This window comes from Streptomyces sp. NPDC035033, assembly GCF_040636735.1.
In the GTDB taxonomy this organism is placed as follows: Bacteria; Actinomycetota; Actinomycetes; order Streptomycetales; family Streptomycetaceae; genus Streptomyces.
Genome location: NZ_JBEZUZ010000010.1, coordinates 51,893 through 73,347, shown reverse-complemented (window position 1 = coordinate 73,347; position 21,455 = coordinate 51,893). Strand labels below are relative to the sequence as shown.

Sequence of the window (21,455 nt, the reverse complement as noted above, 5' to 3'; positions counted from 1 at the left end):
CCGTCCGTCCACCGGACCCGGCCGCGGACCTCCCGGGCCGGGGCCCGGGTCCTCACACGCGCGTGAGGACCCGCAGCACCTCCAGGGAGCGCGGCGGCGCGTCCGGGTCGTCCCCGTCGGCGGTCGCGAGCCGGACGTGCGCCTCGCGCGCCGCGTGGACGGCCTCGGGCCAGCCGGGGTGCTCCAGGTAGGCGGAGACGGGCGCGTCGGGGCCCACCTGGTGCAGGATCCGCAGCACCCGGAGGACGACGACGTCGACGAGCTGCGCCTCGCCGGAGTCCCGGAAGATCGCGCCGACGTACTTCTCGGCGGACCAGTTGTCGAGCCAGGTGTCCTCGACGAGCCGGTAGACGGCGTCGGTGACGTCCCCGTAGCCCTCGTGGCCGGCGAGCCAGACGGACCGGTGGAACCCGGGGTCGGAAAGCATGTGCAGCGCCGAGCGCACCTGAGCGCGCCAGCGCCACCACGGCATGTCGTTGAGCGGCATGCCGCCCATGGTGGAGGAGCGACGGCCGCGACGGGAAGAGTTCACCGGACCGGGGGCGGAACTGGACATCGTCCGATCGTACGGTTCCCCACCGACAAGCGGACGCACCCCCTCCCCTTAGGCCCCGCGACCCCCGCAATTCACCTCCAGGTCACCCTCCGTTGAACGGCGCACACTCCCGCGTTACCCATGAGGCGGAAAAGTGCGTGCCCATGACCGGTAGGCGACTGTCCCCACTTCTCGCGTCCGTCACCGCCGCGGTGGCCGGCGCGTCGCTCCTCACCGGGTGTGGCGTGCTCCCTGGCACCACGGGGGGTTCCAGGGAGCCCGTCACGGTGATGACCTGGGCCCCCGACCAGACCCGCGCGACCAACATGCCCGGCATGCCCGCCATGGCCCAGGCGTACGCCCGCTGGGTGAACGCCGAGGGCGGCATCGACGGCCACGAACTGCGCGTCCTGACCTGCAACGAGGAGAACACCCCGGCCGGCGCCGCCGCCTGCGCCCGCCGCGCCGTCCGCGAGAAGGCGGTGGCCGTGGTGGGCTCGTACAGCCAGAACGGCCGCGCCTTCATGGCCCCCCTCGAAGCGGCCGGCATCCCGTACATCGGCGGCTACGGCATCACCGAGGACGAGTTCACCAGCTCCCTCTCGTACCCCGTCAACGGCGGCCTGGCCGCCCTCATCGCCGGGCACGGCATGCAGCTCGCCGAGTCCTGCCGCAAGGTCTCCCTGGTCCGTCCCGACACCCTCGCCGGCGACCAGCTGCCGGGGCTCCTCGACGCCGGCCTGAAGAAGGGGTCCAAGCGCGGCGCCGTCGACATCCCGGCCGTCGAGGACGCCACCGAGTACACCGCCCAGGCCGCCCGCGCCCGGGAGCGGGCGGGCTCGAAGGACGGCTGCGTCGCCGCCGTGCTCGGCGAGCGGACCCAGACCTTCTTCGACTCCTTCCGCCGGCTCCCGCAGTCCGCCGGCGGCGCCCAGGCGGAGGACGGGGAGGAGGCCCGCGTGCGGATCTCGTCCATCCTCGGCAGCGTCGGCCAGCCCGTCATCGACCGCACCGGCGGCGCCCGCAGCCCCTTCGAGGGCGCCTTCGTCACCGGCTGGTACCCGGAGGCGGACGACAAGAGCTGGGAGCCGATGCGGAGGGTCATCAAGGAGCACGCCTTCGCCGACAACCGGGTCGACCCGACCGACACCGGCGTGCAGACCACCTGGATCGCCTACACGGTCCTCAAGAAGGTCATCGAGTCCCTCGACAGCGACACGGTCACCGCCTCCGACATCACCGAGGCCCTCGACCGCGGCACCCGCGTGGACACCGGCGGCCTCACCCCGCCGCTGCGCTGGATGTACGAGGACCTGCTCGGCGCCCCCGACTTCCCCCGGATCGTCAACCACGAGGTGACGTTCCAGGTGGTCCGCAAGGGACGCCTGGTGGCGCAGAAGCCGGGCTTCGTGGACGTCGGCCCGACCGTCACCGCCCACCGCTGACCCGCCCCGGGCCGGCCGGGCCGCCGCCTACAGCTGGGTGGCGGTCCGCCGGTCCAGTCCGTACTTGTCGGCGGTCGGGTTCCACAGCCGGGCCGACTCCTGCTTGGCCTTGGTCGCCTCGCCGCTCTTGTCGTTGGCCGCCTTGAAGTGGTTGGTCGACTTGGCGTGGCCGCCCTTGCAGGCGTTCTTGGCCTTCATCTGGACGGCCCAGGCCGCGTAGTGGTCGTCGGCCGACGCCGACGCCTGCCACGCGCGCGTGAGCGCCGCCGTCAGCGCCCCGCTGTCCGGGATCTTGTCGACGCTGAGCGTCTGGAGCTTGGTCACCAGGCCCCGGCGCTGCTGGGCCGCGCCGCGCAGGTCGGCGGCGGCCTTGTCGAGGTTCTTGCACCGCTTGATCAGCTCGACCGAGCTGATCACCGTGTCCCGGCTGTCGTTGCTGGTGGCGAGCAGCTTGTCCAGCTCCTTCGCCTGCGGCTCGGCCGGGTCGGCCGGCTTCTCCGGCGCCTCGGAGGCGCCGCCGCTCGGCGAGGGGGCCTGCGAGCTCGGCGCCACCGTCTGTCCGGCCTTCTGGTCCTTCTCCTCGTCGCCGCCGCTGAGCAGCGCGCCCGCGCCGAGCCCGACGACCGCGCAGCCCACCACCACGGCCGCGATCAGCGCGACCGGCGACTTCCGGCGCGGCGCGGGCTCGTCGTACGCGTCGTAGGGGCCGTCGTACCCGCCCTGCTGGTAGCCGCCGGGCGCCTGGTGGCCGCCACCGCCCTGGAAGCCGTACTGCTGCGGCGGGTACGGAGCGGGGGCCTGCTGCTGGTACGCCGGCGGCGCGGGCTGCGCGGGCGCCGCGTCCCGGAACAGGCTGTCGAACTCGGCGGGCGGCTGCGACGGCGCGGGCCCGCCCTGCACCGGACCACCGGGCACCGGGCCGCCGGGCACGGGTCCGCCCGGTACGGGGGCTATGTACTGGGTCGCGTCCGAGGCGCCGGCCGGCGCGGGCTGCTGCGGCAGCCGGCCCGTCCCCAGGAACTGGGTCTGTCCGCCGTCGCCCGCCCCGCCGTGCGGCGGCACCGGGGCGATGTGCTGGGTGGCCTGCATGTCGGCGACCGGCGGCGGATAGCCGTACCCGGCGGGCGGGCCCGCCGGCGGCGCGCCGCCCGGCACCGGGGCGAGGTGCTGGGTCGCCTGCATGTCGCCGCCGGGCGCGGCGACCGGCGGCGGGTAGCCGTAACCCGCCGGCGGACCGGCGGGCGGCATCGCCCCGGGACCGCCCTGCGGCGGGACCGGCGCGAGGTACTGCGTGGCCTGGAGATCACCGGCGGGCGGCGCCTCGGGGGGCAGCGGCTGCGCGGGCGGCAGCGGCTGCCCGCCCGGCTGCGGCGGACCGCCGGCGGGCCCCCAGGCGCCCCACGCCTGCGCGCCCCCCTGCTCCGGACCCTGTCCGTTCTGCGTCACCGGGACTCCTACTGATGGACCTATGGAATCGTCGGCTCACGCTACCGGGTGCGCCCACGGCTCCGCACACACGTGTGAGCCCGGTAACACCCTTCGTACGGAACGGGTCCGGCCCCGGACCCGTCCGCTCAGGCCGCGTGCGCCTCCAGGCGCGCCTCGAACTCCCGGACCACCGTCTCGCCCGCGAACGGCTCCAGGCGGTCCCTCAGGTCCTCCAGGTACTCCGCGCCCCGCGACGACCGCAGCGTGCCGAGGAGTTCGAGCGCCCGCGTGCCCGTCCGGCACGCCTCCTCGATCTCCCGCTGCTGCACCTGGGCCGCCGCGAGCAGCGCGAAGCCGATCGCCCGCCGCCGCGCCCGCCCCTCCGGATGCCCGGCGAGGGCCTCCTCCGCCGCCCGGGCGGCGGCCTCCGCCCACCCCAGGTCCCGGTAGCAGTGGGCCAGTTCGTCGGAGAGGTACGCCTGGTCGAAGTGGGCGATCCAGGCCGGGTCGTCGCCCGTCTCCGGATCGGCCGCCTCCAGCGCGCGCACGGCGCGGCCCGCCGTCGACTCGAAGGCGCGGACGTCCCCGAGCAGGGCGTGCCCGCGCGCCTCCGCCGCCAGGAACATCGCCTCCGCGCGCGGCGGCACCCCGCCCCGGGTCCCCTCCTGCGCGGCCCGCGCCAACTGGGCGATCTCCCGCGGGTTCCCGAGCTCCGCCGCCAGGTGGCTCATCGACGCGGCCAGCACGTAGCCGCCGTACCCCCGGTCCCCGGCGGCCTGGGCGAGCCGCAGCGCCTGGATGTAGTACCGCTGGGCCAGGCCCGGTTCGCCGGTGTCCACCGCCATGTACCCGGCCAGTTCGGTCAGTCGGGCCACCGCGCCGAACAGCTCCCGGCCCACCGCCTCCCGGTAGGATCCCGACAGCATCCCGGAGACCACGCTGTCGAGGTAGTGGACCACCACCGGGCGCACGTGCCCGCTGCCGAAGCGCCGGTCGAGCTCGACGAGCGCCGCCGTCGTCTCCCGCACCGCCGCCACGTCCGAGCGGCCGACCCGGGCCCCGGTCGCGCGCGCCACCTGCGCGTCCGCGCCGGTGATCAGCCAGTCCCGGCTGGGCTCCACGAGCGCGGAGGCGGCGGGGGCGGAGCCGGTGAGGAACTCCCGGCGGCCCACGTCGCTCCGGTAGAGCTCGCAGACCTGCTCGATCGCGCCGAGCACGGTCGGGGCGAACTGGAGGCCGACGCCCGCCGCGAGGTTCCGGCCGTTGGCCATCCCCACCTCGTCGATCGTCACCGTGCGGCCGAGCTTGCGGCCGATCGCCTCCGCGATGATGCCGGGCGCCCGGCCGCGCGGCTGCTGCCCGCGGAGCCAGCGCGCCACCGAGGTCTTGTCGTACCGCAGGTCGAGGCCGCGCTCGGCGCCGACCATGTTGACCCTGCGGGCGAGGCCGGCGTTGGAGCACCCGGCCTCCTGGATGAGCGCCTGGAGCCTTTCGTTGGGCTGTCGCGGCACGAGTGGCCTGGCTGCCATGAGTGGAACCCCCAGACGGAGCATGAACGGACACGGAGTGTTCACTGCCCGGTGGATATCCGGTCAATGCCGATGTGAACACGCGAAACCGGACACGTCGCTCGACGGCCGGCGCTCCCCCCCTCCCGGCCCGTCCCGCGTCCGCCCCCGCCCTTTCCGTACCCCTCCCCCGCTCCCCGGTCCCCCGCGCGCCCCCACGCGTGCACCCATGCGCCCCGCATGCAGGATCGATGCCTCACTCCCGGCGCCGCCGCGCCCGTAACCCCAGGTGACGGGGGCAGTTGTCTTCACCGTGGATGAGACCATCGGAGTCACGACGGAAGCCGCACAGATCCCCAAGCAGCGAGGGGAGCAGCTGCTCGACAGCGCCGTGCGGTATGCGGAAGAGCGGCACTGGGACGTTTTCCCGGGGACCTGGCTGGAAGCCGTCGACGGCCGGGAGCGCTGCTCCTGCGGCGCCGCCGACTGCCCCCTGCCGGGTGCCCACGCCGTGAAACCCGACTGGTCGACGCTGGCGACCGGGAGCGCGGTCGGCGCCCGCCGCATGTGGTCGAAGCAGCCGAAGTCGTCGATCCTGCTCCCCACCGGCCGCACCTTCGACGCCATCGAGGTGCCCGAGGCGGCCGGTTTCCTGGCGCTCGCCCGGATGGAGCGCATGGAGCTGACGCTGGGCCCGGTGACCTGCACCCCGGACCGCCGGATGTTCTTCTTCGTGCTGCCCGGCGCCTCCGCGAAGGTGCCCGACCTGATCCGCAAGCTGGGCTGGGTCCCGGCCTCGCTGGACCTCGCCACGCGCGGGGAGGGGCATTACGTGGCGGCGCCGCCCACCCGGATCGGCGGCCGGGGCGCGGTCCAGTGGGCCCGCCGCCCCACGCCCGCCAACCGCTGGCTGCCGGACGCGGAGGAGCTGATCAGCGCGCTCGCGTACGCGTGCGGGCGGGAGGCGGCGGAGGCGCGGGCCCGGCGCCCGTGACCCGGGGCTTCCCCCGGCGGTCCCCTTAGGGTGGACCGAACGGCGCGAACAGCGCCGTACGGGGACAGCCGAAGGGTTGACATACCATGCCTGACCAGGCATTTGACGGAGCGTTCGACTCGGCGGGCGCCGCACCGGAACCATCCGGTGCGGCGCCCGCCGTGCACGTGGAAGGGGTGTGGAAGCGGTTCGGGCAGCAGATCGCCGTGCACGGGATCGATCTGGTGCTGCCCGCGGGGAAGTTCATCGGGCTCGTCGGCCCGAACGGCGCCGGCAAGACCACCACCCTCTCCATGATCACCGGCCTGCTGCGGCCGGACTCCGGCCGGATCCGGGTGGCCGGCCACGACGTGTGGAGCGACCCCGAGTCGGTCGCCCAGGTGAAGGCGAGAATCGGCATCCTGCCGGAGGGGCTGCGGCTCTTCGAGCGGCTCTCGGGCCGTGAACTCCTGGCGTACAGCGGGCGGCTGCGGGGGCTGCCCGGTACGGAGGTCGACAAGCGGGCCACCCAGCTCCTCGACGTGCTGGACCTGGCCGGCTCGCAGCACAAGCTGGTCGTCGACTACTCGACCGGCATGCGGAAGAAGATCGGTCTGGCGGCGGCGCTGCTGCACAACCCGGACGTGCTCTTCCTCGACGAGCCCTTCGAGGGCGTCGACCCGGTCTCCGCGCAGACCATCCGGGGCGTCCTGGAGCGGTACACGGCCTCCGGCGCGACCGTCGTCTTCTCCAGCCACGTGATGGAGCTGGTGGAGTCGCTGTGCGACTGGGTGGCGGTGATGGCCGGCGGCCGGATCCGGGCGCAGGGGCCGCTGGCGGAGGTGAAGGGCTCGGCGGCCACCCTCCAGGAGGCGTTCCTGGAGCTGGTCGGCGCGCACGACCGGGCGGCGGCGGGCGACGCGCTGGACTGGCTGGGCGGCGCCCGGGGTGAGCGCCCGTGACCGCCGCGGCCGGCGGGCCGTCGCTCACCCCGGTCTTCGTCCGCCTGAAGCTGTCGCTGATGCGGAACGGGCTGCGGCAGTCCGGCGGGCGCACCGCCGCGTTCGTGGCCTCCCTGGTGGTGGTGGCGCTGATCGCCGCCTTCATGGTGCTGGGTTTCCTGCTGCTGCGGGGGCACGCGGCGGCCGGGGCGGTGGCGGTCCTCACGGTCGGGGTCTTCGGCCTGGGCTGGGCGGTGATGCCGCTGTTCCTGCCGAGCGGGGACGAGACGCTGGACCCCTCCCGGCTCGTGATGCTGCCGCTGCGGCCGCGGCCGCTGGTGCGGGCGCTGCTCGTGGCCTCCCTCGTGGGCATCGGTCCGCTGTTCACGCTCTGTCTGGCGGTCGGGGCGGTCGTCGCGGTCGCGCACGGGGCGGCGGCGACGGTCCTCGCCGTTCTCGCGGTGCCGCTGGTGCTGCTGGTGTGCGTGGCGCTGTCGCGGGCGATCGCGACGGCCAACGTCCGGCTGCTGACCTCCCGCAAGGGCCGGGACATGGCGCTGCTGAGCGGTCTGGTGATCGCGCTGGGCATCCAGGCGGTCAACTTCGGCGCCCAGGCGCTGGGCCGGTCCAAGGACCTGTCGGTGCTCGACACGATCGCGTCGGTGGTGGGCTGGCTGCCGCCGGCCTCCGCGGTCGCCGCGGTGCGGTCGGCGGCGGACGGGGACCTCGTGCCCGCCGTGGCGCGCCTGCTGCTCACGGCGGCGGCGCTGGGGGCGCTGGTGTGGTGGTGGCGGCGGAGCCTGGTGCGGCTGATGGTCGAGCCGGACGGTTCGACCATCGGCGCGGCACCGGAGGCCGTGCGCGATCCGGCGGAGGGGCGCGGGCTCCTGGCCCGGCTGCTGCCCGGGGGGCGTACCGGCGCGGTGATGGAACGGTGCTTCCGCTACGTCTGGCGCGATCCGAAGACGAAGGCGGCGTGGGTGACGGCGCTGGCGGTCGGCGCGCTCGTCCCGCTGTTCAACGCCTTCCAGGAGTCCGGTTCGGTCTACTGGGCGTGCTTCGCGTCGGGGATGCTGGGCGTGCAGATGTTCAACCAGTTCGGGCAGGACTCGTCGGCGTTCTGGATGGTGGCGCAGACGATCTCGTCGCCGGCGGACGCGTACGCGGAGCTGCGCGACCGGGCGTACGTGATGATCGCGATCACCGTCCCGTTCACGGTGGTCGTCGCCGTGGGCACGGCGCTGGTCACCGGCGGCTGGTCGCAGCTCCCGGAGGTCTTCGGCCTGGCGTTCGCCCTGCTCGGCGCGATGCTGGCGCTGGGCGTGGTCGCGTCGGTGCGGTACCCGTACTCGATCCCCCAGGAGTCGCACCGCAACGTGGCGCCGGGCCAGGGCGGCATGGCGATGGCCGCGCTCTTCGGCGGCATGCTCGGCGGCCCGCTGCTGTGCGCCCCGCTGATCGCCCTGCTGGTGTGGCTGCGGGTCAGCGACCAGCACGCGCTGCTGTGGCTCCTGCTGCCCCTGGGCGTCACCTACGGCGCCCTGCTGACCTGGGGCGCCCTGAAGCTCATGTCGGGGCGGATGGCGCACCGGCTGCCGGAGATCCTGACGGCGGTCAGCAAGGGCTGAGCCCTGGGGGGCCTTCCGGCGCGGGCGCGCGCGGGAAGGCCCCCCGGTGCCGTCAGAAGACGAGCTGCGAGGCGTTCACCGGGATGGTCTGGCCCATGAGTTCACGGCCCTTGAAGGGGGCGCTCCAGCTCCCGGTTCCCTTGTACAGCCAGTCGCCCCCGGGGCTGAGGCCGACCAGGTCTGCGCGCCCGTCCCCGGTGGAGTCGCCGACGGCGACGATGTGCGTGTACGCGTTCCACCCGCTGCCGACGCGGGTGCGCGGCGCGAAGGTGCCGTCGCCCTTGCCGAGGTACAGCCACAGGACGCCGTCCTTGTCGCGGGCGACGAGGTCACCGGCGGCGGCGCCGCCGATGTTCCCGGTGGCGGCGACCTTGCTGTAGCCGCCCCATCCGGCGCCGATCCGCTGGCGGGTGGCGAAGGGGTTGGCGGCGTTCCCGGTGGACTTGTACAGCCACAGGACGCCGGTGCGGTCGGTGGCGAGGACGTCGGCGCGGCCGTCGCCGGTGAGGTCGGACCCACCGGTGATCTTGTCGTACGTCTGCCAGCCGCCGCCGATCCGGACGCGGGTGGCGAAGCCGCCGGTGCCGTTGCCCTGGTAGAGCCAGAGGACTCCGTCCCGGTCGCGGGCGACGAGGTCGCCGACCGCCGAGCCCGCGAGGTTGCCGACCGCCTCGATCCGGTCGTAGACCTGCCAGCCGCCGCCGACGAGCGCGGGCGTGTCCACGACGATGATCTGCCCGTCGTTGGCGTACGGGCTGTAGTGGGAGTCCTGGCGCCAGAGGCGCCCGGACGTGTCTCGGCTCAGCAGGTCGAGGCCGGCGTTGTCGTTGAAGTCGTGCGGCCGGACGGCGCGGGTGACGGTGAAGCTTCCCGTGGCGATCGCGCCGGGGCCGATGCCGCTGAGCGGGTTGGCCCTCACCTCCCAGGTGTAGGCGCCGTTGGGGGCACCCTCGTAGGGGGTGCCGGCGGTGCCGTCCCAGGTGAACGGCACGGTGGTGTCCTGGGGATGGACCTCGTGCATCTCGCTGGTCTTGCCGGTGCGGACGTGCCGCAGGGTGACCTCGATGTCGACGTTGGTCCGGGAGAAGTCCCAGGCGAAGGAGACCTTCCCGCCGTTCTTGTCGAGGTCGACCGTCGCGGGCGGGCCGCCGGCGCCGATCACGACCTCGGTGGGCTCCCCGGTCGTGGCCACCAGGGTGACCACCGGCGTCTCGCCGCCCTTGTCCTCGATCCGGTACATGCCCTCGCCCTTGCCGACGAGGCCGCCGCGCACGTACAGGCTCCCGTCCGGGGCGACGGCGGAAGAGGTGAGGTGGTCGAGCAGCTCCACCGGAGCCGCGTCGGGGTCCGTCAGGCTGTGCGCGCTGACGGAGTACAGCGGGTTCGCCGCGCCCGAGGAGAGACCGCCGGGCTCGCCGTACACCACCCAGCCGTCGAGCAGTCCGACCTGGAGGTCGCGCGCCCACTCGTCCGCGACCGGGATCTCCCGCACCTTGTCCGTGGCACGGTCCAGGACGAAGACCTTCGGGCGGGCGGTCCCGTCGCCCTCGGTCCAGGCGACGTGGGTCTCGGAGACCGCCACGTCGCCGTTCGCCGACTCGGGCGTACGGGCGTGGATGTCGCCCACGGTGCCGGTGGCGAGGTCGAGCAGGCCCCACTTCGGCCCGGTGCGGTCGTGGAAGGTGACGAGCGCGTGGTCGTGCGTCGCGGGGGCGACGCTCATCCAGATCGCGCCCTCGGGGAAGCCGGTCACGACGGTGGTGCCGCCGACGGCGGTGTGCTTCCGCAGCACCGTGCCCGTCTCGGTCTCGACGGAGGTGAAGACGGCGTCGGCGGCGGATCCGGCGTAGACGACGGTGCCGGTGTGCGTCACCCCCAGGGGGACCTGCAGCGGGCTGCTCGCGTCCACGTTCCGCTGCTCTACGAAGTAGTGGCCGACGTGGATCACGTAGTCGTCGGTCCGGGTGGACCGCAGGTCGACGCGGCCGTCGTAGCTCTGCCCGGTGCCGTCCTCGTACGACCGCACCACGGAGTCACCGGTCTCCGGATCGCGCGTGAGGAAGTGGGTGTTTCCGACGCCGGCCAGCTCGGCCCGCTCGGGGAAGGGCAGGGGTGCCTCGGCGGTGCTCGCGGCGACGGCCGCGGTGGGTGCGGCGTGGGCGGGAGCGGTCAGCAGGCCCGCACCGGCGGTCGCGGCGAGGACGATGCCGACGGCGGCTGCGAGACGACGGTGGTGCGGGCGGGGCGGAAGCACGTGCTGTTCCTCCTGGGGTGGCAGAACTCGGCCTTCACGGCAGGCGCGCCATGCCCTGCCACCCCATGAGACCCACGGGCATCCGAAAGGTTGTACGACCCTGTTGGTCTTTTCCGCACCCTCCGCCGGCGGGGTCAGCGGAACTCGTGGGTGACGGTGATCGGGCCGACGAGGTGGGCGTTGAACTCGTCGAGCTCCTCGGCCGGGACCCACAGCTCCAGGATGGTGCGGCCGCCGGCCTGCTGGACCGGGTAGCGGGCGAGGAAGGCGGAGTCGACCTCGAAGCGGGTGACGTAGCCGACGCCGCTGTGCTTCACGTTCCAGTCGCGGGCGATGCGGATCGCGTAGTCCTCGTTCAGGACCGGGTAGAAGATCGGCTGCTCGGGCAGCCGGGGCGGCCAGGCGCGCCAGTCCGCCGCGCGGACGAGCGCGAGCTCCTCGGGGCCGGTGGGGCGCCAGAGGGTCGTCGTCGGCCGGGGGCTGGGGCGGGGGCTGGTCATGGCGGGGAACGTACCGGGGCGGGTCGGGCGGCGGCGAGCGGATTTCTCCGGACGGCGAGTTGCCGGAAAAGGCGTGGAGGCGCCAAGGCGTCCGCCAGGATGGGGACTTGGCGGTGACGCGCGGTGGTACGGGAGGGGCGGACGTGACGGTCGGCGGGGCCGCGGTGCGGCGGGGGCAGGGGTGGTGGCTGGGGCTGATCGGGGCGGCGACGGTCGTGCTCGTGGTGGTGTGCATGGGCGAGGCGCCGACGTCCCCGGCGGACCGGATGCTGAGGACGATCGCCTCGGTCGCGGTGGTCCCCGGCGTCCTGGCCCTGTCGCAGTTGCTGCTGCTGCGCAGCAAGCGGATCGAGCCGGCGACGATCGGCGTGGCCGGCCTGGGCGCGGTGATCCTCGGCGTGAACGCCTCCGACAACGGCGGCATGCTGTTCGGGGTGCTGCTCGCGCTGCTTGCGGCGGTGCCGTTCGCCTTCCTCAGCGGCTTCCTGTCGCTGAACGCGCAGACGGGGCACGCCCTGTTCTCGGCGGTCGCGCTGCTGATCGGTGCCGAGACGCTGGTCGGTGACATCGCGCCGGAGGGCACGGTCCTGGTCCGGTCGTCCTGGCTGACGGGGCTGGACTACAACGGGGCGCGGATCCCCGGCCTGTTCCTGATCGGGGTGGCGCTCTTCCTGGCCGTGGCCTGGTACCTGCCCCGCCAGGAGCGGCGGCTCGCGGTGCCGGAGCCGGGCTGGCTGCGGGTGACGGTGCTGCTGTTCCTGCCGGCGTTCCTGCTGGCGGCGGTGGCCGGGTTCGCGTTCACGGCGCGGATCGGGTCGACGACGCAGGCCGGGCTGAGCCGGGAGTTCATGATCGTGTGCCTGCTCGGTCTGACCGCCGGCGGGTGCAGCCTGCGGAGCGGCGAGGGCACGGTGCTGGACGTGGCGGTCGGCTCGCTCTTCGCCGGCGCCCTCCAGACGCTCCTCAACCTGAAGAACGTGGGGTTCTCGACGCAGTCGACGATCCTGTGCGTGGTCGCGGTGCTCTTCATCTTCGCCGACCTCGCCCGCCTCCGCCGGACCCCCGCGGCCGAGCCGCCGCCCCCGCCCGGGCACCCGCCGCTCCCGACGCAGCCGGGCCCGGTCGCGGACAACCCGTACGCCCGCTGAGGCGGCCCGGTGCGTCCGTGAGAGCCTGCGGGCATGTCGTCCTCCCTGGTCCCGCCCGACGTGGCCGCCTTCGTCGCCGCCGCCTCCCGCCTGCCGCTGACCGCCCTCCAGGAGATCCGGCACGCCACGGCCGTGGCGGTCGCCTCCGGGGCCTTCGACCACGCCGTGGTGCCGAAGTTCGACGCGGCGCGCTTCTCGGCCCTGGACAAGCTGGTCCGGGACTCCTTCCACCCGCGTGCGCAGGAGCTGCGGGCCGCCCGGCCGGGCGGCGGGCTGCACTCCGCGATCTCCCGGACGACGACGGCCGCGCAGGCGATCTGGAAGCGGGACCGGCTCTCCGCCGAGGAGTACGCGATGCTGACCGGCGTCTTCCCGTCGTACGGGGTCAGCGTGCCGGACCACCCGGAGCGGCCGGCGGGGTGAGGCCGTCGATCCGGTCGCGGAGCCAGGCCGGGTCGGGGTTGGTGTGCGGGCGGCCCGCCACGAGGACGGTGGGGACGGTCTCGTCGCCGCCGTTCGCGGCACGCACCGCCGCCGCGGCCTCCGGGTCGCGCCAGATGTTCACCCAGTGGGCCCGGCGGGCCCGCCCGCCGAGCCGGACGCGGAGCCGCACGCAGTACGGGCAGCCCGGCCGCCAGTAGACGACGGGCCGCCCGTCCGCCGTGCCGCGGCGCACGGCCTCGGCCGAGGTGAGCGAACGGGGAAAGACCAGGGGCGAGTTGACGCCCGCCAGGAGCAGCAGGAACGCCAGCAGGGCGGCTCCCGTACCGGCGTCCCCCCGGGCGAACGAGGGCGCGGCGAGCAGCACGCCGACGAGCGCGAACATCGAGGGCAGGATCCAGGCGCGTATCACCCGGTCAGGCTAGCCGCCGTCCCGCCGCGCGGAGGGCGGGCGCGGACGGCGTCGACGCACGCGTCCCGGGACGTCGGGCCGCCGAAGCGGAGCCGGTCGCAGGCGGTGGACGCCGGCTCCAGGGCGCCGAGTTCGCCGCCGGCGCGCACGCCGTGCACGTCCGTGACTCCGAGGACACCGGCCTCCCCGCCGCCCGGGGCGCGTTCCCCGCCCAGGTCAAGGAGGGCCGCGCGGGTGTGAAAGGGCCTCCGTCCCCGGCCGGGACGGAGGCCCTTTCGCGTATCAGCGGGTCAGCGGATCAGAACTGGCCGTTCAGGTCGAACCAGGACTCGTCCTCCATGACGCCCGGCTGGAAGCCGTTCGTGGACTTGCCGTCGTACGCGACCAGGAGCCCCGCGCCGCGACCGTAGTTCGACGAGTAGCTGCTGTTCGTGATGGCGGACAGGTCGGCGTAGCCGTCGCCGCTGCGGTCGCCGACCGCGAGGAACGCGCCCATGCTGTTCCAGCCGCCGCCGATGAGGACGCGCGGGGCGAGGCCGCCGGTCTTGCCGGGGTAGAGCCACAGCTTGCCGGTGGAGGGCTCGCGGGCGAGGAGGTCGGCCTTGCCGTCCTTGGTCATGTCGCCGAAGCCGATGAGGGCGTTCATGCTGTTCCAGCCGCCCGCGCCGATCAGCTTGCGGGCGCCGAGCGCTCCGGTGGACGTACCGGGGTACAGCCACAGCTTGCCGGTGGACTTCTCCACGGCGAACAGGTCGGAGCGGCCGTCGCCGGTGAGGTCGCCGAAGGCGGTGAGGTGGTTCATGGCGTTCCAGCCACCCGAACCGATGAGGACGCGGTTGCCGACCGAGCCGGTGCCGGCGCCCTTGTACAGCCACAGCTTGCCAGTGGACGCCTCGCGGGCGATCACGTCCTCCTTGCCGTCGCCGGAGAAGTCGCCGTGCCGGGTGAGGGCGTTCATCGCGTTCCAGCCGCCGGCGCCGACGAGCCTGCCGCTGCCGTCGCCGGGCAGGAACCAGAGGCGGCCGGCCTTGTCGCGGGCGAGGACGTCGGACGTCCTGTCGCCGTCGAGGTCGCCGAAGGCGGGCGCGGTGGTCTGCGGGTTCGCGTACCAGGAGGGGTACGGGTCGGCGCCGGTGCACTCGCGCTCGGTGGGGACCAGGCGGACGGAGCTGACGCTGGTGCTGCCGGGGCCGCCCCACTCGGTGCCGGACGGGTTCGGGGCGACGGACCAGACGTCACCCTCGTAGCCGTGGTTCGGGTCGTTGTGGAGGCAGGCGAACTTGCTGGTGCGGTTGGAGACCGTGCGGAACTGGTTGTCCCAGGTGCCCAGCGTGGCGACGCTCACGTTGGTCTTGTACATGGTGCCGGTGGCGTCGTCCGTCTTCCACCCGCAGAAGTAGCCCGCGGGGCAGTCGGCCGGCGCCGCCTGGGCGGGGGCCGCACCGGCGCCGAGGACGCCGAGCGTGGTGAGGCCGAGCGCCGTGGCCGCCGTGGCCACGCGTCGGCGCAGAGATATGCGCATTCGTTCCCTCCGTCGTGACGGCGCGGAGCCGGGCCCTGCCCGCTCGACGCGCCGTAGGGCGGAAATGTACCCCGCCGGGCGGCGGGGCCGCTCAGAGGGGCACCGTCCCCTGCCGGAGATCGCGTGCCGATGCCCGTGCCGTCGGCCGCCCGGGCCCGCCGGGGAGGCATCCGCCCTGGGACGGACGCCTCCGTCCGGCTCAGAAGACCCCGTTCAGGCCCCACCAGTCCTCGGCCTTCCGAGAGGCCGGCCCGAGCTTGCCCGTACCCGTGCCCGGGTACACGAGCAGGCAGCCGTCTCCCGAGGGGCACAGTGTGGTGGAGGTACCGGGCCCGGTGATCGCGGCCAGATCGTTGGAGCCGTCGCCGGTGTAGTCGGCGACCGCGAGGAGCGAGGTCATGGAGTTCCAGCCGCCACCGATCAGCACGCGAGAGCCGTAGGAGCCGGCCTTGCCCGGATAGAACCAGAGCTTGCCCGTGGACGCCTCGCGGGCAATCAGGTCGGGGTAGGCGTCGCCGTTCATGTGTCCGACACCAGTGAGGGCATTCATGCCGTTCCAGCCGCCGGTACCCAGCAGCTTGCGGGCGCCGAGGGCGCCGGTGGCGGTGCCGGGGTAGAGCCAGAGCTTGCCCGACGACTTCTCGACGGCTACCAGGTCGGAGCGGGTGTCACCGTTCAGGTCCCCGGCGCCGACCAGCTGCCCCATGACGTTCCAGCCACCGCTGCCGATGAGCTTGCGGGCTCCGAGAGCAGCTCCCGAGCTCGTCACCCTGCCCGGGTACAGCCACAGCTTCCCTGTGGAAGCCTCACGGGCGACCACGTCCTCCACGTTGTCCCCGTCGAAGCTGCCGTGGCGCACGAAGGCGTTGAAGGCGTTCCAGCCTCCGGTCCCGATGAGCTTGCCATCACCGTTCCCGGGCAGGAACCAGAGCTGTCCCGCGTTGTTGCGGACGAGACGGTCGGAATGCCAATCGCTGTTGAGGTTACTGAACTCGGGCTGCCCGAAGACATCGGCCGAGCGCCACGTCGGAAACGAAGGCTGGATGCAGCCCAGGTCGGTCGAGGCGAGCCTCAGCGAATTGCCGAATCCGCTGGTCAACCCGGTCTCCTTGGCGCCAGGTGCCAGCAACATCTCCCCGGAGTTGGCAGCGTAGTTCTTGCCGTCGAACAGGCACGCCCACTTGGACGTGCGGTTGACGACGGACCGGAACGTGTTGCCCCAGGTGCCGAGGGTCGGTGTGCCCATCGCCGTCTTGTACATCGTGCCCGTGGCGTCGCCGGTCTTCCAAGCACAGAAGTAGCCCGACGGGCAGTCGCTGATCGCGGCCTGCGCGGGCACGGCGCCCGCCCCCAGCAGACCTGCGGTGGTGAGCCCCAGCGTCGTGGCCGCCGTGGCCAGACGCTTCAGCAGTGGTGTGCGCAATTAATCCCTCCCTGAGGTGGCGCGGAGAGAAGCCTCGACGCGCCACGCAGGCACCGTACCTTGTCATGCTGCGATCACATAGGGCAGGCGGCGGCCGGACGGCGGGGAGGTGGAACCGCCCCGGAACACCGTTGACGCACCGGGGGCAACCGCCCGTCGGAAGACGGTGCTCATGTCGTTCCAGGACAGTTCGTGGCCGTCCCAGGAGCCCGAGGAGGTCCGCCTCGTCGTCGCCGTTCAGGTTGCCGAAGCGGGACGGCCCGGTGGGGTTGGGCTCGGAGTGCCGCGTCGTGCAGGCGGGGCCGTAGCACTCGCGCTCGGTGAGGACGAACTTCAGCGAGCTGAGCGAGCGCCTCCCCATGTGGCCCCACTCGGTGCCGCCCGGGTCGGGGGCCCGCACGCCGACGCTCCAGTACGAGGTCTTGCAGCCGGGCTCGTCGTACCCGCACACCCACTGGTTCGTGCGGTTGGAGACCGCACTGATCTGGCTGTGCCAGGCGTCGAGCGTCGCCGCGCTCTGGGTGAGCTTGAGCGTCTCGCCCGTGGCGCGGCCGGCCGGGTGGCCTGGCGGCGCGGGCCTTGGGCCGGGTCGCCGGGCGGCGGTTCAGCCGGGACGGCAGTGGCATGTACGGGTCCCCTCCGGATGCGGCGGGGTGTCGTTCGGGGCGGTCAGAGCTCGCGCATGCCCGGGAAGCCGTAGCCCTCGGGCTCCTCCCAGGGGACGTCCTGGTCGGCTACGTGCACGTGCCACTCCGCCCCGGGCAGGGCCCGGCGCAGCTCCGTGACCGAGTCCAGAACGTGGACCAGCGCCGGCAGGAGGCGGTCGGGGTCGAGGGGCAGTTTCGTGGAGCCGGCCAGGAGCTCGTCCGGCTCGGGGCCGGGGTGCTCGTACAGGTACAGGCTCTCCTCGTCGTCGTACGGGAACGCCGCCAGGTGCGCGGCGGTGACGCGCTCCACGGCGGCCGCCTCGGCCGGGGTCAGGGGGGCCGGGCGGCGCACGGAGTAGTACACGGAGACGCTCATGAGGGGGAGCGTAGGGCGGGGGTGCGACAGTCGGTCAGGGAGCGGGGGTCAGGGGGTCAGGACGCCGGTCAGGAAGGGGTTCACCGCCGCCGCCCAGGCTTCCGGGTGGGTGTAGTGGAGGAGGTGGCCGGCGTCGGGGATCTCCGCGTACGCCCCGTGGGGGAGGACGCGGACCATCTCCTGGGCCTCGGCGCGACCCAGCTCGCCGTCGAGGCCGCGGACGACGAGGGTGGGGCAGCGGACCTGGGCGAGGGAGTCCCAGTGGGCGTCGTGGACCCAGGTCTCGCGGGAGGTGAGCATCTGCTCCGGGTCGAAGACGGGGTGCCAGCCGTCGCGCCGCTCGGTCATCACCTCGGCGAAGAAGGCGCCGCGGGCCGGGTTCGGCGTCTCCACCCACGGGTCGTCCGCACCGAACCAGCGGTGCACGGCCTCCAGGGTCGGGAAGGGCGCCGGCCAGCTCCGGAACCAGTCCTGCCAGGCGCGCTGCGAGGCCGCGCCGAGCGCGGAGGCCCGCATGTCGCAGATGACGAGGGCGCGGACCAGGTCCGGGCGCTCGGCGGCCAGTTGCCAGGCGGTCAGGGCGCCCATGGAGTGGCCGACGAGGGTGACGGGGGCGAGGCCGAGGCGCTCGATGACGGCCGCCGCGTCCGCCACGTACGCCTCGCGCGTGAACGGGCCGCCGGGCGGCTTCTCGCTCGCGCCGTGGCCGCGCTGGTCGAGCGCGACGGTGCGGTGGCCGGCCGCGAGGAGGGCCGCGGCGGGGGCCCAGTGGGCGGCGTGGCCCATCAGGCCGTGGAGCAGTAACACCGGGGCGGAGCGGTGGCCTTCGGCCGGCGCGGGGGCCGCGGCCGGCGCGGGGCGGTCCTCCGGAGCGGAGGGCTGGCGGGCGATGCCCACGGCGGGCGGGCGCACCGCCGGGCGCGGGCCCGTCCGGGCCGCGGGCCCCGCCCCCGCGCGGGCCTCGCCCTCGGCCGTGAAGTCCCAGGCCGCCAGCCGGATGCCGTCGGCCCCGGTGACGTCGAGTCGTCGCGCCATGATCTGGCACCCCCTCATTTCCCGTCGAACGCCGCCAGACTATCGAACCCACATTCGAAAATGCGCTTCTGCCGCGCAACACCCCTCGTTCGAGTGACGGGCCTCAAGGATTGGCGCGCGCGGCCGAGGGGAGATCTTCAACGGGAGGCGGACCGCTCGGGGAAAACGGTCCGAGGGGACCGACCTTGAGAGCTCGGGGCTCCAGGTCGGAACAGGGGAGGGCAGGCCCCGGCGCCGCGAGGCGCCGGGGCCCTCTGCCGTCCGGAGTCCCCCACCGCCGGCCCCCACCAGGACGCGCGGCAGCCGGCACTCGGCCCCGGCGCGGACGCGCGGCAGTCGGTACTCGGCCCCGGCACGGACGCGCGGCAGCCGGCACTCGGCCCCGGCGCGGACGCGCGGCAGTCGGCGTACGGCCCCTGTCGGTCGCATGGCCCCACCCTTCCGCGCATCACGCAGCGCACGCAGCTCGCTCCAGCCTGGCACGCCGAGGGCACGCGCGGGGCCATTCCGGCGTAAAACGGGGCGCGCGGCGGACTCCGGCGCGGTCTCGGGCAGTTCGGGACCGGTCCGCGACCCGTCCGCGACCGGTTCGAGACCGGATCGGCGCCGGGACGCGTACAACCGTCGCGCTCCGCCGCGGGTCGACGTGGGCATGCTGAGCCCACAAGTCCTCGCCCGGGGCGACCACATCGCGATCCTGAGGGCCGACCACCTCACGATCGAGCGGGACCGCGTCCGCACGACCGTGCCGCTCGCCGCCGTCAAGGAGGTCCGGCAGACCGGCGCGACCTCGCTCGCGCTCGTCCTCACCGACGGCGCCACCCGCCCGCTCCCGGACGGCAACGCGTACTCCGCGCCCGCCTTCCGCGCCGCCGTGACCGCCGCCCTGCCCGAGCGGCGCGACCCCGCCGGCAGCGCCCTCCTCACCACCGAGGAGACCGCGCACTCGATCCCGCGGTGGGCGGTGTGGCTGGGCGTCCTCGGCTTCCTCGGGGCGTACGCCGGGTACGTCCGGTGGACCGCCTCCGCGCACGGCGAGGGCATGGGCATGGCGGCGTTCGGCGCGGTCCCCGGCCTGCTGCTGGGCGGCCTGTCGCTCGCGGCCGTGGGCGTCAGCGCCCGGGACCGGGTGCTGCTCGCGCGGCGGGGCATCACGGTCGTCGCCACGCGCGCGTACCTCCCCGACGGCCGGAAGGCGAGCCACTACACCTTCACCGACGGCAGCGGCAACGAGCTGAAGACCTCGTACGGCGCCAACCGGCCCACCGCCGAGATCCACGTCGTCTACGACCCCGAGGCCCCGCCGGCCCGCCACGCGGCCGTCGAACCGGCGTACGCGACCGTCCTCAAGCACGCCCTCGGCGCGGTCTGCGCGGGAGGCGTCCTCGCGCTCGGCCTGTGGGGCGCGCTCGCGCCCTACCTGTAGGCGCGAAAGGGCCCGGGGCGCTCCCGCGCCCCGGGCCCGTCGTCGTACCGCCCCGGTCCGGGGGCGTCAGCGCTTCGCGACGAACACGTGCGCCGCGACCTCCGGGTCCAGCTCCGCGGCCTCGCCGCTGCTGCCGACGAGGACGCCGCCCGCCGACTCCGACACCGAGACGACCGAGCCGGGCTGCACGCCCGCCCGCCGCAGCGTGTACATGAGCTGGGCGTCCGTCTGGATCGGCTCGCCGATGCGGCGCACGATCACCGTCTTGCCCTCGCTCGCGTCCAGGTCCGCCAGCGACACCATCGAGTCGTCGAGGAAGGACTCGGCCTCGGCCTTCTCGCCCAGCTCCTCCAGGCCCGGGATCGGGTTGCCGTACGGCGACTCCGTCGGGTGGCGCAGCAGCTCCAGGACGCGGCGCTCCACGGCCTCGCTCATCACGTGCTCCCAGCGGCACGCCTCCGCGTGGACCTGCTCCCACTCCAGGCCGATCACGTCGACGAGCAGGCACTCGGCGAGGCGGTGCTTGCGCATCACGCGGGTCGCCAGGCGGCGGCCCTCCTCGGTCAGTTCCAGGTGGCGGTCGCTCGCCACGGCGACCAGGCCGTCCCGCTCCATGCGGGCGACCGTCTGGCTCACCGTCGGACCGCTCTGGTCGAGCCGCTCGGCGATCCGGGCACGCATCGGGACCACACCTTCCTCTTCCAGCTCCAGGATGGTGCGGAGATACATCTCCGTGGTGTCGATCAGTCCGGACATTCGTGCCCCTCGATGAGTCGTGCGCTGGCCCTGCACCAATTCTTGCGCATCGGGCCGACAAGCGGGCCGCCCCCGCCCCGGAGCGGGAGAAGTGGGGACACGGGGGCGGCGGAGGCAGTATTGACAGAGCAATGGTCCAGACCGCACCGTGATCGGCGACCTCGACGAGAAGGAGCTTCCTCACATGGGCGAGTACGCGGGCGGAACCACCGGCGACAGCGAGGACGCGGCCGCGGGCACGGCGGAGAGCAAGCTGGCGGGACGGTTCTTCGACGCGGCGATCGGCCTGCTCCAGCAGGTCCGCGACGAGGACGCCGCCCAGATCGCCGCCGCCGGGGCCGCCGTCGCCGAGGCCGTCGCGCACGGCAACCGGCTCTTCGCCTTCGGCGCCGGGCACTCCTCGCTGCCCGCCCAGGACGTCGTCTACCGGGCCGGCGGCTTCGCCCTGATGAACCTGCTCGCCGTCCCCGGCGTCGTCGGCGTCGACGTCATGCCGGCGACCCTCGGCTCCGCCCTGGAGCGCGTCGACGGGCTCGCCGGGGCCGTCCTCGACTCCTCCCCCGCCTCCGCCGGCGACGTCCTCTTCATCATCTCCCTCTCCGGCCGCAACGCCCTGCCGGTCGAGATGGCGATGAACGCCCGCGCGCTCGGCCTCACCGTCGTCGGCGTCACCTCGGTGGCGTACGCGACGGAGACCCGGTCCCGGCACGTCTCGGGGACGTACCTCAAGGACCACTGCGACATCGTCCTCGACTCGAAGATCGCCGTCGGGGACGCGGAACTGACCCACGAGGGCATCGAGGCGCCGTTCGCCCCCGCCTCCACCGTCGTCACCAGCGCCCTCATGCAGGCCACCATGGCCGCCGCCGCCGAGGAACTGGTCCGCCGCGGGATCGAACCGCCGCTGCTGCGCTCGGGGAACGTGGACGGCGGACACGACTGGAACGGGCGCGTGATGACCGAGTACGCGGACCGGATCTTCTACCGGCACTGACCCACGCGCGCGTGGGGGCGGCGGGAGCCGGGGCCCTCAGGCGGGGGGCGGCGGGAGCCGGGG

General features: G+C 74.1%; 20 protein-coding genes and 1 pseudogene. 8 read left to right on the top strand and 13 right to left on the bottom strand.

The window, feature by feature from the left end:
* Positions 1 to 52: 52 nt before the first annotated feature.
* Positions 53 to 556, bottom strand: coding sequence for a hypothetical protein (locus tag AB0E83_RS06960; RefSeq protein WP_362107074.1), 504 nt, complete (start codon positions 554 to 556; stop codon positions 53 to 55).
* Between the two features lie 143 nt (positions 557 to 699).
* On the opposite strand from AB0E83_RS06960, the gene AB0E83_RS06955 reads away from it, so the two are divergent.
* Complete coding sequence (locus AB0E83_RS06955) at positions 700 to 1,980, top strand: ABC transporter substrate-binding protein (RefSeq protein WP_362107071.1); 1,281 nt, start codon at positions 700 to 702, stop codon at positions 1,978 to 1,980.
* A 27-nt stretch (positions 1,981 to 2,007) separates the two neighbouring features.
* Here the strand turns inward: AB0E83_RS06955 and AB0E83_RS06950 are convergent, their stop codons facing one another.
* Complete coding sequence (locus tag AB0E83_RS06950) at positions 2,008 to 3,426, bottom strand: hypothetical protein (RefSeq protein ID WP_362107068.1); 1,419 nt, start codon at positions 3,424 to 3,426, stop codon at positions 2,008 to 2,010.
* A 128-nt stretch (positions 3,427 to 3,554) separates the two neighbouring features.
* Entirely contained in the window at positions 3,555 to 4,937 is a 1,383-nt protein-coding gene (locus tag AB0E83_RS06945; RefSeq protein ID WP_362107065.1) for a transcriptional regulator, read from the bottom strand.
* Positions 4,938 to 5,229: 292 nt separating this feature from the next.
* Here AB0E83_RS06945 and AB0E83_RS06940 point away from each other — a divergent pair, with 292 nt between their 5' ends.
* The 3 genes from AB0E83_RS06940 (at position 5,230) to AB0E83_RS06930 (ending at position 8,458) form a co-directional block, all read left to right on the top strand.
* Entirely contained in the window at positions 5,230 to 5,910 is a 681-nt protein-coding gene (locus AB0E83_RS06940) for a bifunctional DNA primase/polymerase (RefSeq protein WP_362107062.1), read from the top strand.
* 86 nt (positions 5,911 to 5,996) lie between these two features.
* Positions 5,997 to 6,851 (top strand): ABC transporter ATP-binding protein, encoded by an 855-nt coding sequence (locus AB0E83_RS06935; protein ID WP_362107059.1) that lies wholly within the window; start codon positions 5,997 to 5,999, stop codon positions 6,849 to 6,851.
* Positions 6,848 to 8,458, top strand: a complete 1,611-nt coding sequence (locus AB0E83_RS06930) for a transporter (protein WP_362107056.1) — start codon at positions 6,848 to 6,850, stop codon at positions 8,456 to 8,458. The genes AB0E83_RS06935 and AB0E83_RS06930 overlap by 4 nt, the downstream gene beginning before the upstream one ends.
* A 52-nt stretch (positions 8,459 to 8,510) precedes the next feature.
* Here the strand turns inward: AB0E83_RS06930 and AB0E83_RS06925 are convergent, their stop codons facing one another.
* Both AB0E83_RS06925 and AB0E83_RS06920 read right to left on the bottom strand, forming a co-directional pair.
* The gene (locus AB0E83_RS06925; RefSeq protein ID WP_362107053.1) at positions 8,511 to 10,712 is read right to left on the bottom strand and encodes a VCBS repeat-containing protein; all 2,202 of its coding nucleotides are present in this window, start codon (positions 10,710 to 10,712) and stop codon (positions 8,511 to 8,513) included.
* 134 nt (positions 10,713 to 10,846) lie between these two features.
* Positions 10,847 to 11,212 (bottom strand): hypothetical protein, encoded by a 366-nt coding sequence (locus AB0E83_RS06920; RefSeq protein ID WP_362107050.1) that lies wholly within the window; start codon positions 11,210 to 11,212, stop codon positions 10,847 to 10,849.
* 107 nt (positions 11,213 to 11,319) lie between these two features.
* Between AB0E83_RS06920 and AB0E83_RS06915 the strand changes: the two genes are divergently transcribed.
* Positions 11,320 to 12,360 carry a hypothetical protein gene (locus AB0E83_RS06915; protein ID WP_362107047.1) on the top strand — a complete coding sequence of 347 codons (1,041 nt, stop codon included), beginning with the start codon at positions 11,320 to 11,322 and terminating at the stop codon, positions 12,358 to 12,360.
* A 33-nt stretch (positions 12,361 to 12,393) separates the two neighbouring features.
* Positions 12,394 to 12,783, top strand: a complete 390-nt coding sequence (locus AB0E83_RS06910; RefSeq protein ID WP_362107044.1) for a hypothetical protein — start codon at positions 12,394 to 12,396, stop codon at positions 12,781 to 12,783.
* On the opposite strand, the gene AB0E83_RS06905 is transcribed toward AB0E83_RS06910, so the two are convergent.
* The 7 genes and pseudogenes from AB0E83_RS06905 to AB0E83_RS06875 all read right to left on the bottom strand — a co-directional run bounded on the left by AB0E83_RS06905 (position 12,746) and on the right by AB0E83_RS06875 (position 18,216).
* The gene (locus AB0E83_RS06905; protein WP_362107042.1) at positions 12,746 to 13,213 is read right to left on the bottom strand and encodes a glutaredoxin domain-containing protein; all 468 of its coding nucleotides are present in this window, start codon (positions 13,211 to 13,213) and stop codon (positions 12,746 to 12,748) included. The genes AB0E83_RS06910 and AB0E83_RS06905 overlap by 38 nt on opposite strands.
* The gene (locus tag AB0E83_RS06900) at positions 13,210 to 13,371 is read right to left on the bottom strand and encodes a hypothetical protein (protein WP_362107184.1); all 162 of its coding nucleotides are present in this window, start codon (positions 13,369 to 13,371) and stop codon (positions 13,210 to 13,212) included. The genes AB0E83_RS06905 and AB0E83_RS06900 overlap by 4 nt, the downstream gene beginning before the upstream one ends.
* Before the next feature lie 140 nt (positions 13,372 to 13,511).
* Positions 13,512 to 14,735 (bottom strand): FG-GAP-like repeat-containing protein, encoded by a 1,224-nt coding sequence (locus AB0E83_RS06895; RefSeq protein ID WP_362107039.1) that lies wholly within the window; start codon positions 14,733 to 14,735, stop codon positions 13,512 to 13,514.
* Positions 14,736 to 14,934: 199 nt separating this feature from the next.
* Positions 14,935 to 16,158 (bottom strand): peptidase inhibitor family I36 protein, encoded by a 1,224-nt coding sequence (locus tag AB0E83_RS06890; protein ID WP_362107036.1) that lies wholly within the window; start codon positions 16,156 to 16,158, stop codon positions 14,935 to 14,937.
* Between the two features lie 421 nt (positions 16,159 to 16,579).
* Positions 16,580 to 16,690, bottom strand: a pseudogene (locus AB0E83_RS06885) (peptidase inhibitor family I36 protein); the annotation flags it as partial.
* A gap of 137 nt (positions 16,691 to 16,827) precedes the next feature.
* Positions 16,828 to 17,181, bottom strand: coding sequence for a hypothetical protein (locus tag AB0E83_RS06880; protein ID WP_362107033.1), 354 nt, complete (start codon positions 17,179 to 17,181; stop codon positions 16,828 to 16,830).
* A gap of 48 nt (positions 17,182 to 17,229) precedes the next feature.
* Positions 17,230 to 18,216 (bottom strand): alpha/beta hydrolase, encoded by a 987-nt coding sequence (locus AB0E83_RS06875; RefSeq protein WP_362107030.1) that lies wholly within the window; start codon positions 18,214 to 18,216, stop codon positions 17,230 to 17,232.
* 652 nt (positions 18,217 to 18,868) lie between these two features.
* Between AB0E83_RS06875 and AB0E83_RS06870 the strand changes: the two genes are divergently transcribed.
* The gene (locus AB0E83_RS06870; RefSeq protein ID WP_362107027.1) at positions 18,869 to 19,642 is read left to right on the top strand and encodes a hypothetical protein; all 774 of its coding nucleotides are present in this window, start codon (positions 18,869 to 18,871) and stop codon (positions 19,640 to 19,642) included.
* Positions 19,643 to 19,708: 66 nt separating this feature from the next.
* Here AB0E83_RS06870 and AB0E83_RS06865 read toward each other — a convergent pair whose 3' ends face one another.
* Entirely contained in the window at positions 19,709 to 20,398 is a 690-nt protein-coding gene (locus AB0E83_RS06865; RefSeq protein WP_362107024.1) for a metal-dependent transcriptional regulator, read from the bottom strand.
* 184 nt (positions 20,399 to 20,582) lie between these two features.
* Between AB0E83_RS06865 and AB0E83_RS06860 the strand changes: the two genes are divergently transcribed.
* On the top strand, positions 20,583 to 21,392 hold the full coding sequence (locus AB0E83_RS06860) for an SIS domain-containing protein (RefSeq protein ID WP_362107021.1): 810 nt from the start codon (positions 20,583 to 20,585) through the stop codon (positions 21,390 to 21,392).
* Positions 21,393 to 21,455: the final 63 nt, after the last annotated feature.

Bases quoted from the DNA above. Each gene is read 5' to 3' on its own strand.
- AB0E83_RS06945 (WP_362107065.1), bottom strand. From the start codon at position 4,937: ATGGCAGCCAGGCCACTCGTGCCGCGACAGCCCAACGAAAGGCTCCAG.
- AB0E83_RS06875 (WP_362107030.1), bottom strand. From the start codon at position 18,216: ATGGCGCGACGACTCGACGTCACCGGGGCCGACGGCATCCGGCTGGCG.
- AB0E83_RS06960 (WP_362107074.1), bottom strand. From the start codon at position 556: ATGTCCAGTTCCGCCCCCGGTCCGGTGAACTCTTCCCGTCGCGGCCGT.
- AB0E83_RS06865 (WP_362107024.1), bottom strand. From the start codon at position 20,398: ATGTCCGGACTGATCGACACCACGGAGATGTATCTCCGCACCATCCTG.
- AB0E83_RS06955 (WP_362107071.1), top strand. From the start codon at position 700: ATGACCGGTAGGCGACTGTCCCCACTTCTCGCGTCCGTCACCGCCGCG.
- AB0E83_RS06860 (WP_362107021.1), top strand. From the start codon at position 20,583: ATGGGCGAGTACGCGGGCGGAACCACCGGCGACAGCGAGGACGCGGCC.
- AB0E83_RS06910 (WP_362107044.1), top strand. From the start codon at position 12,394: ATGTCGTCCTCCCTGGTCCCGCCCGACGTGGCCGCCTTCGTCGCCGCC.
- AB0E83_RS06880 (WP_362107033.1), bottom strand. From the start codon at position 17,181: ATGAGCGTCTCCGTGTACTACTCCGTGCGCCGCCCGGCCCCCCTGACC.
- AB0E83_RS06920 (WP_362107050.1), bottom strand. From the start codon at position 11,212: ATGACCAGCCCCCGCCCCAGCCCCCGGCCGACGACGACCCTCTGGCGC.
- AB0E83_RS06895 (WP_362107039.1), bottom strand. From the start codon at position 14,735: ATGCGCATATCTCTGCGCCGACGCGTGGCCACGGCGGCCACGGCGCTC.
- AB0E83_RS06935 (WP_362107059.1), top strand. From the start codon at position 5,997: ATGCCTGACCAGGCATTTGACGGAGCGTTCGACTCGGCGGGCGCCGCA.
- AB0E83_RS06870 (WP_362107027.1), top strand. From the start codon at position 18,869: ATGCTGAGCCCACAAGTCCTCGCCCGGGGCGACCACATCGCGATCCTG.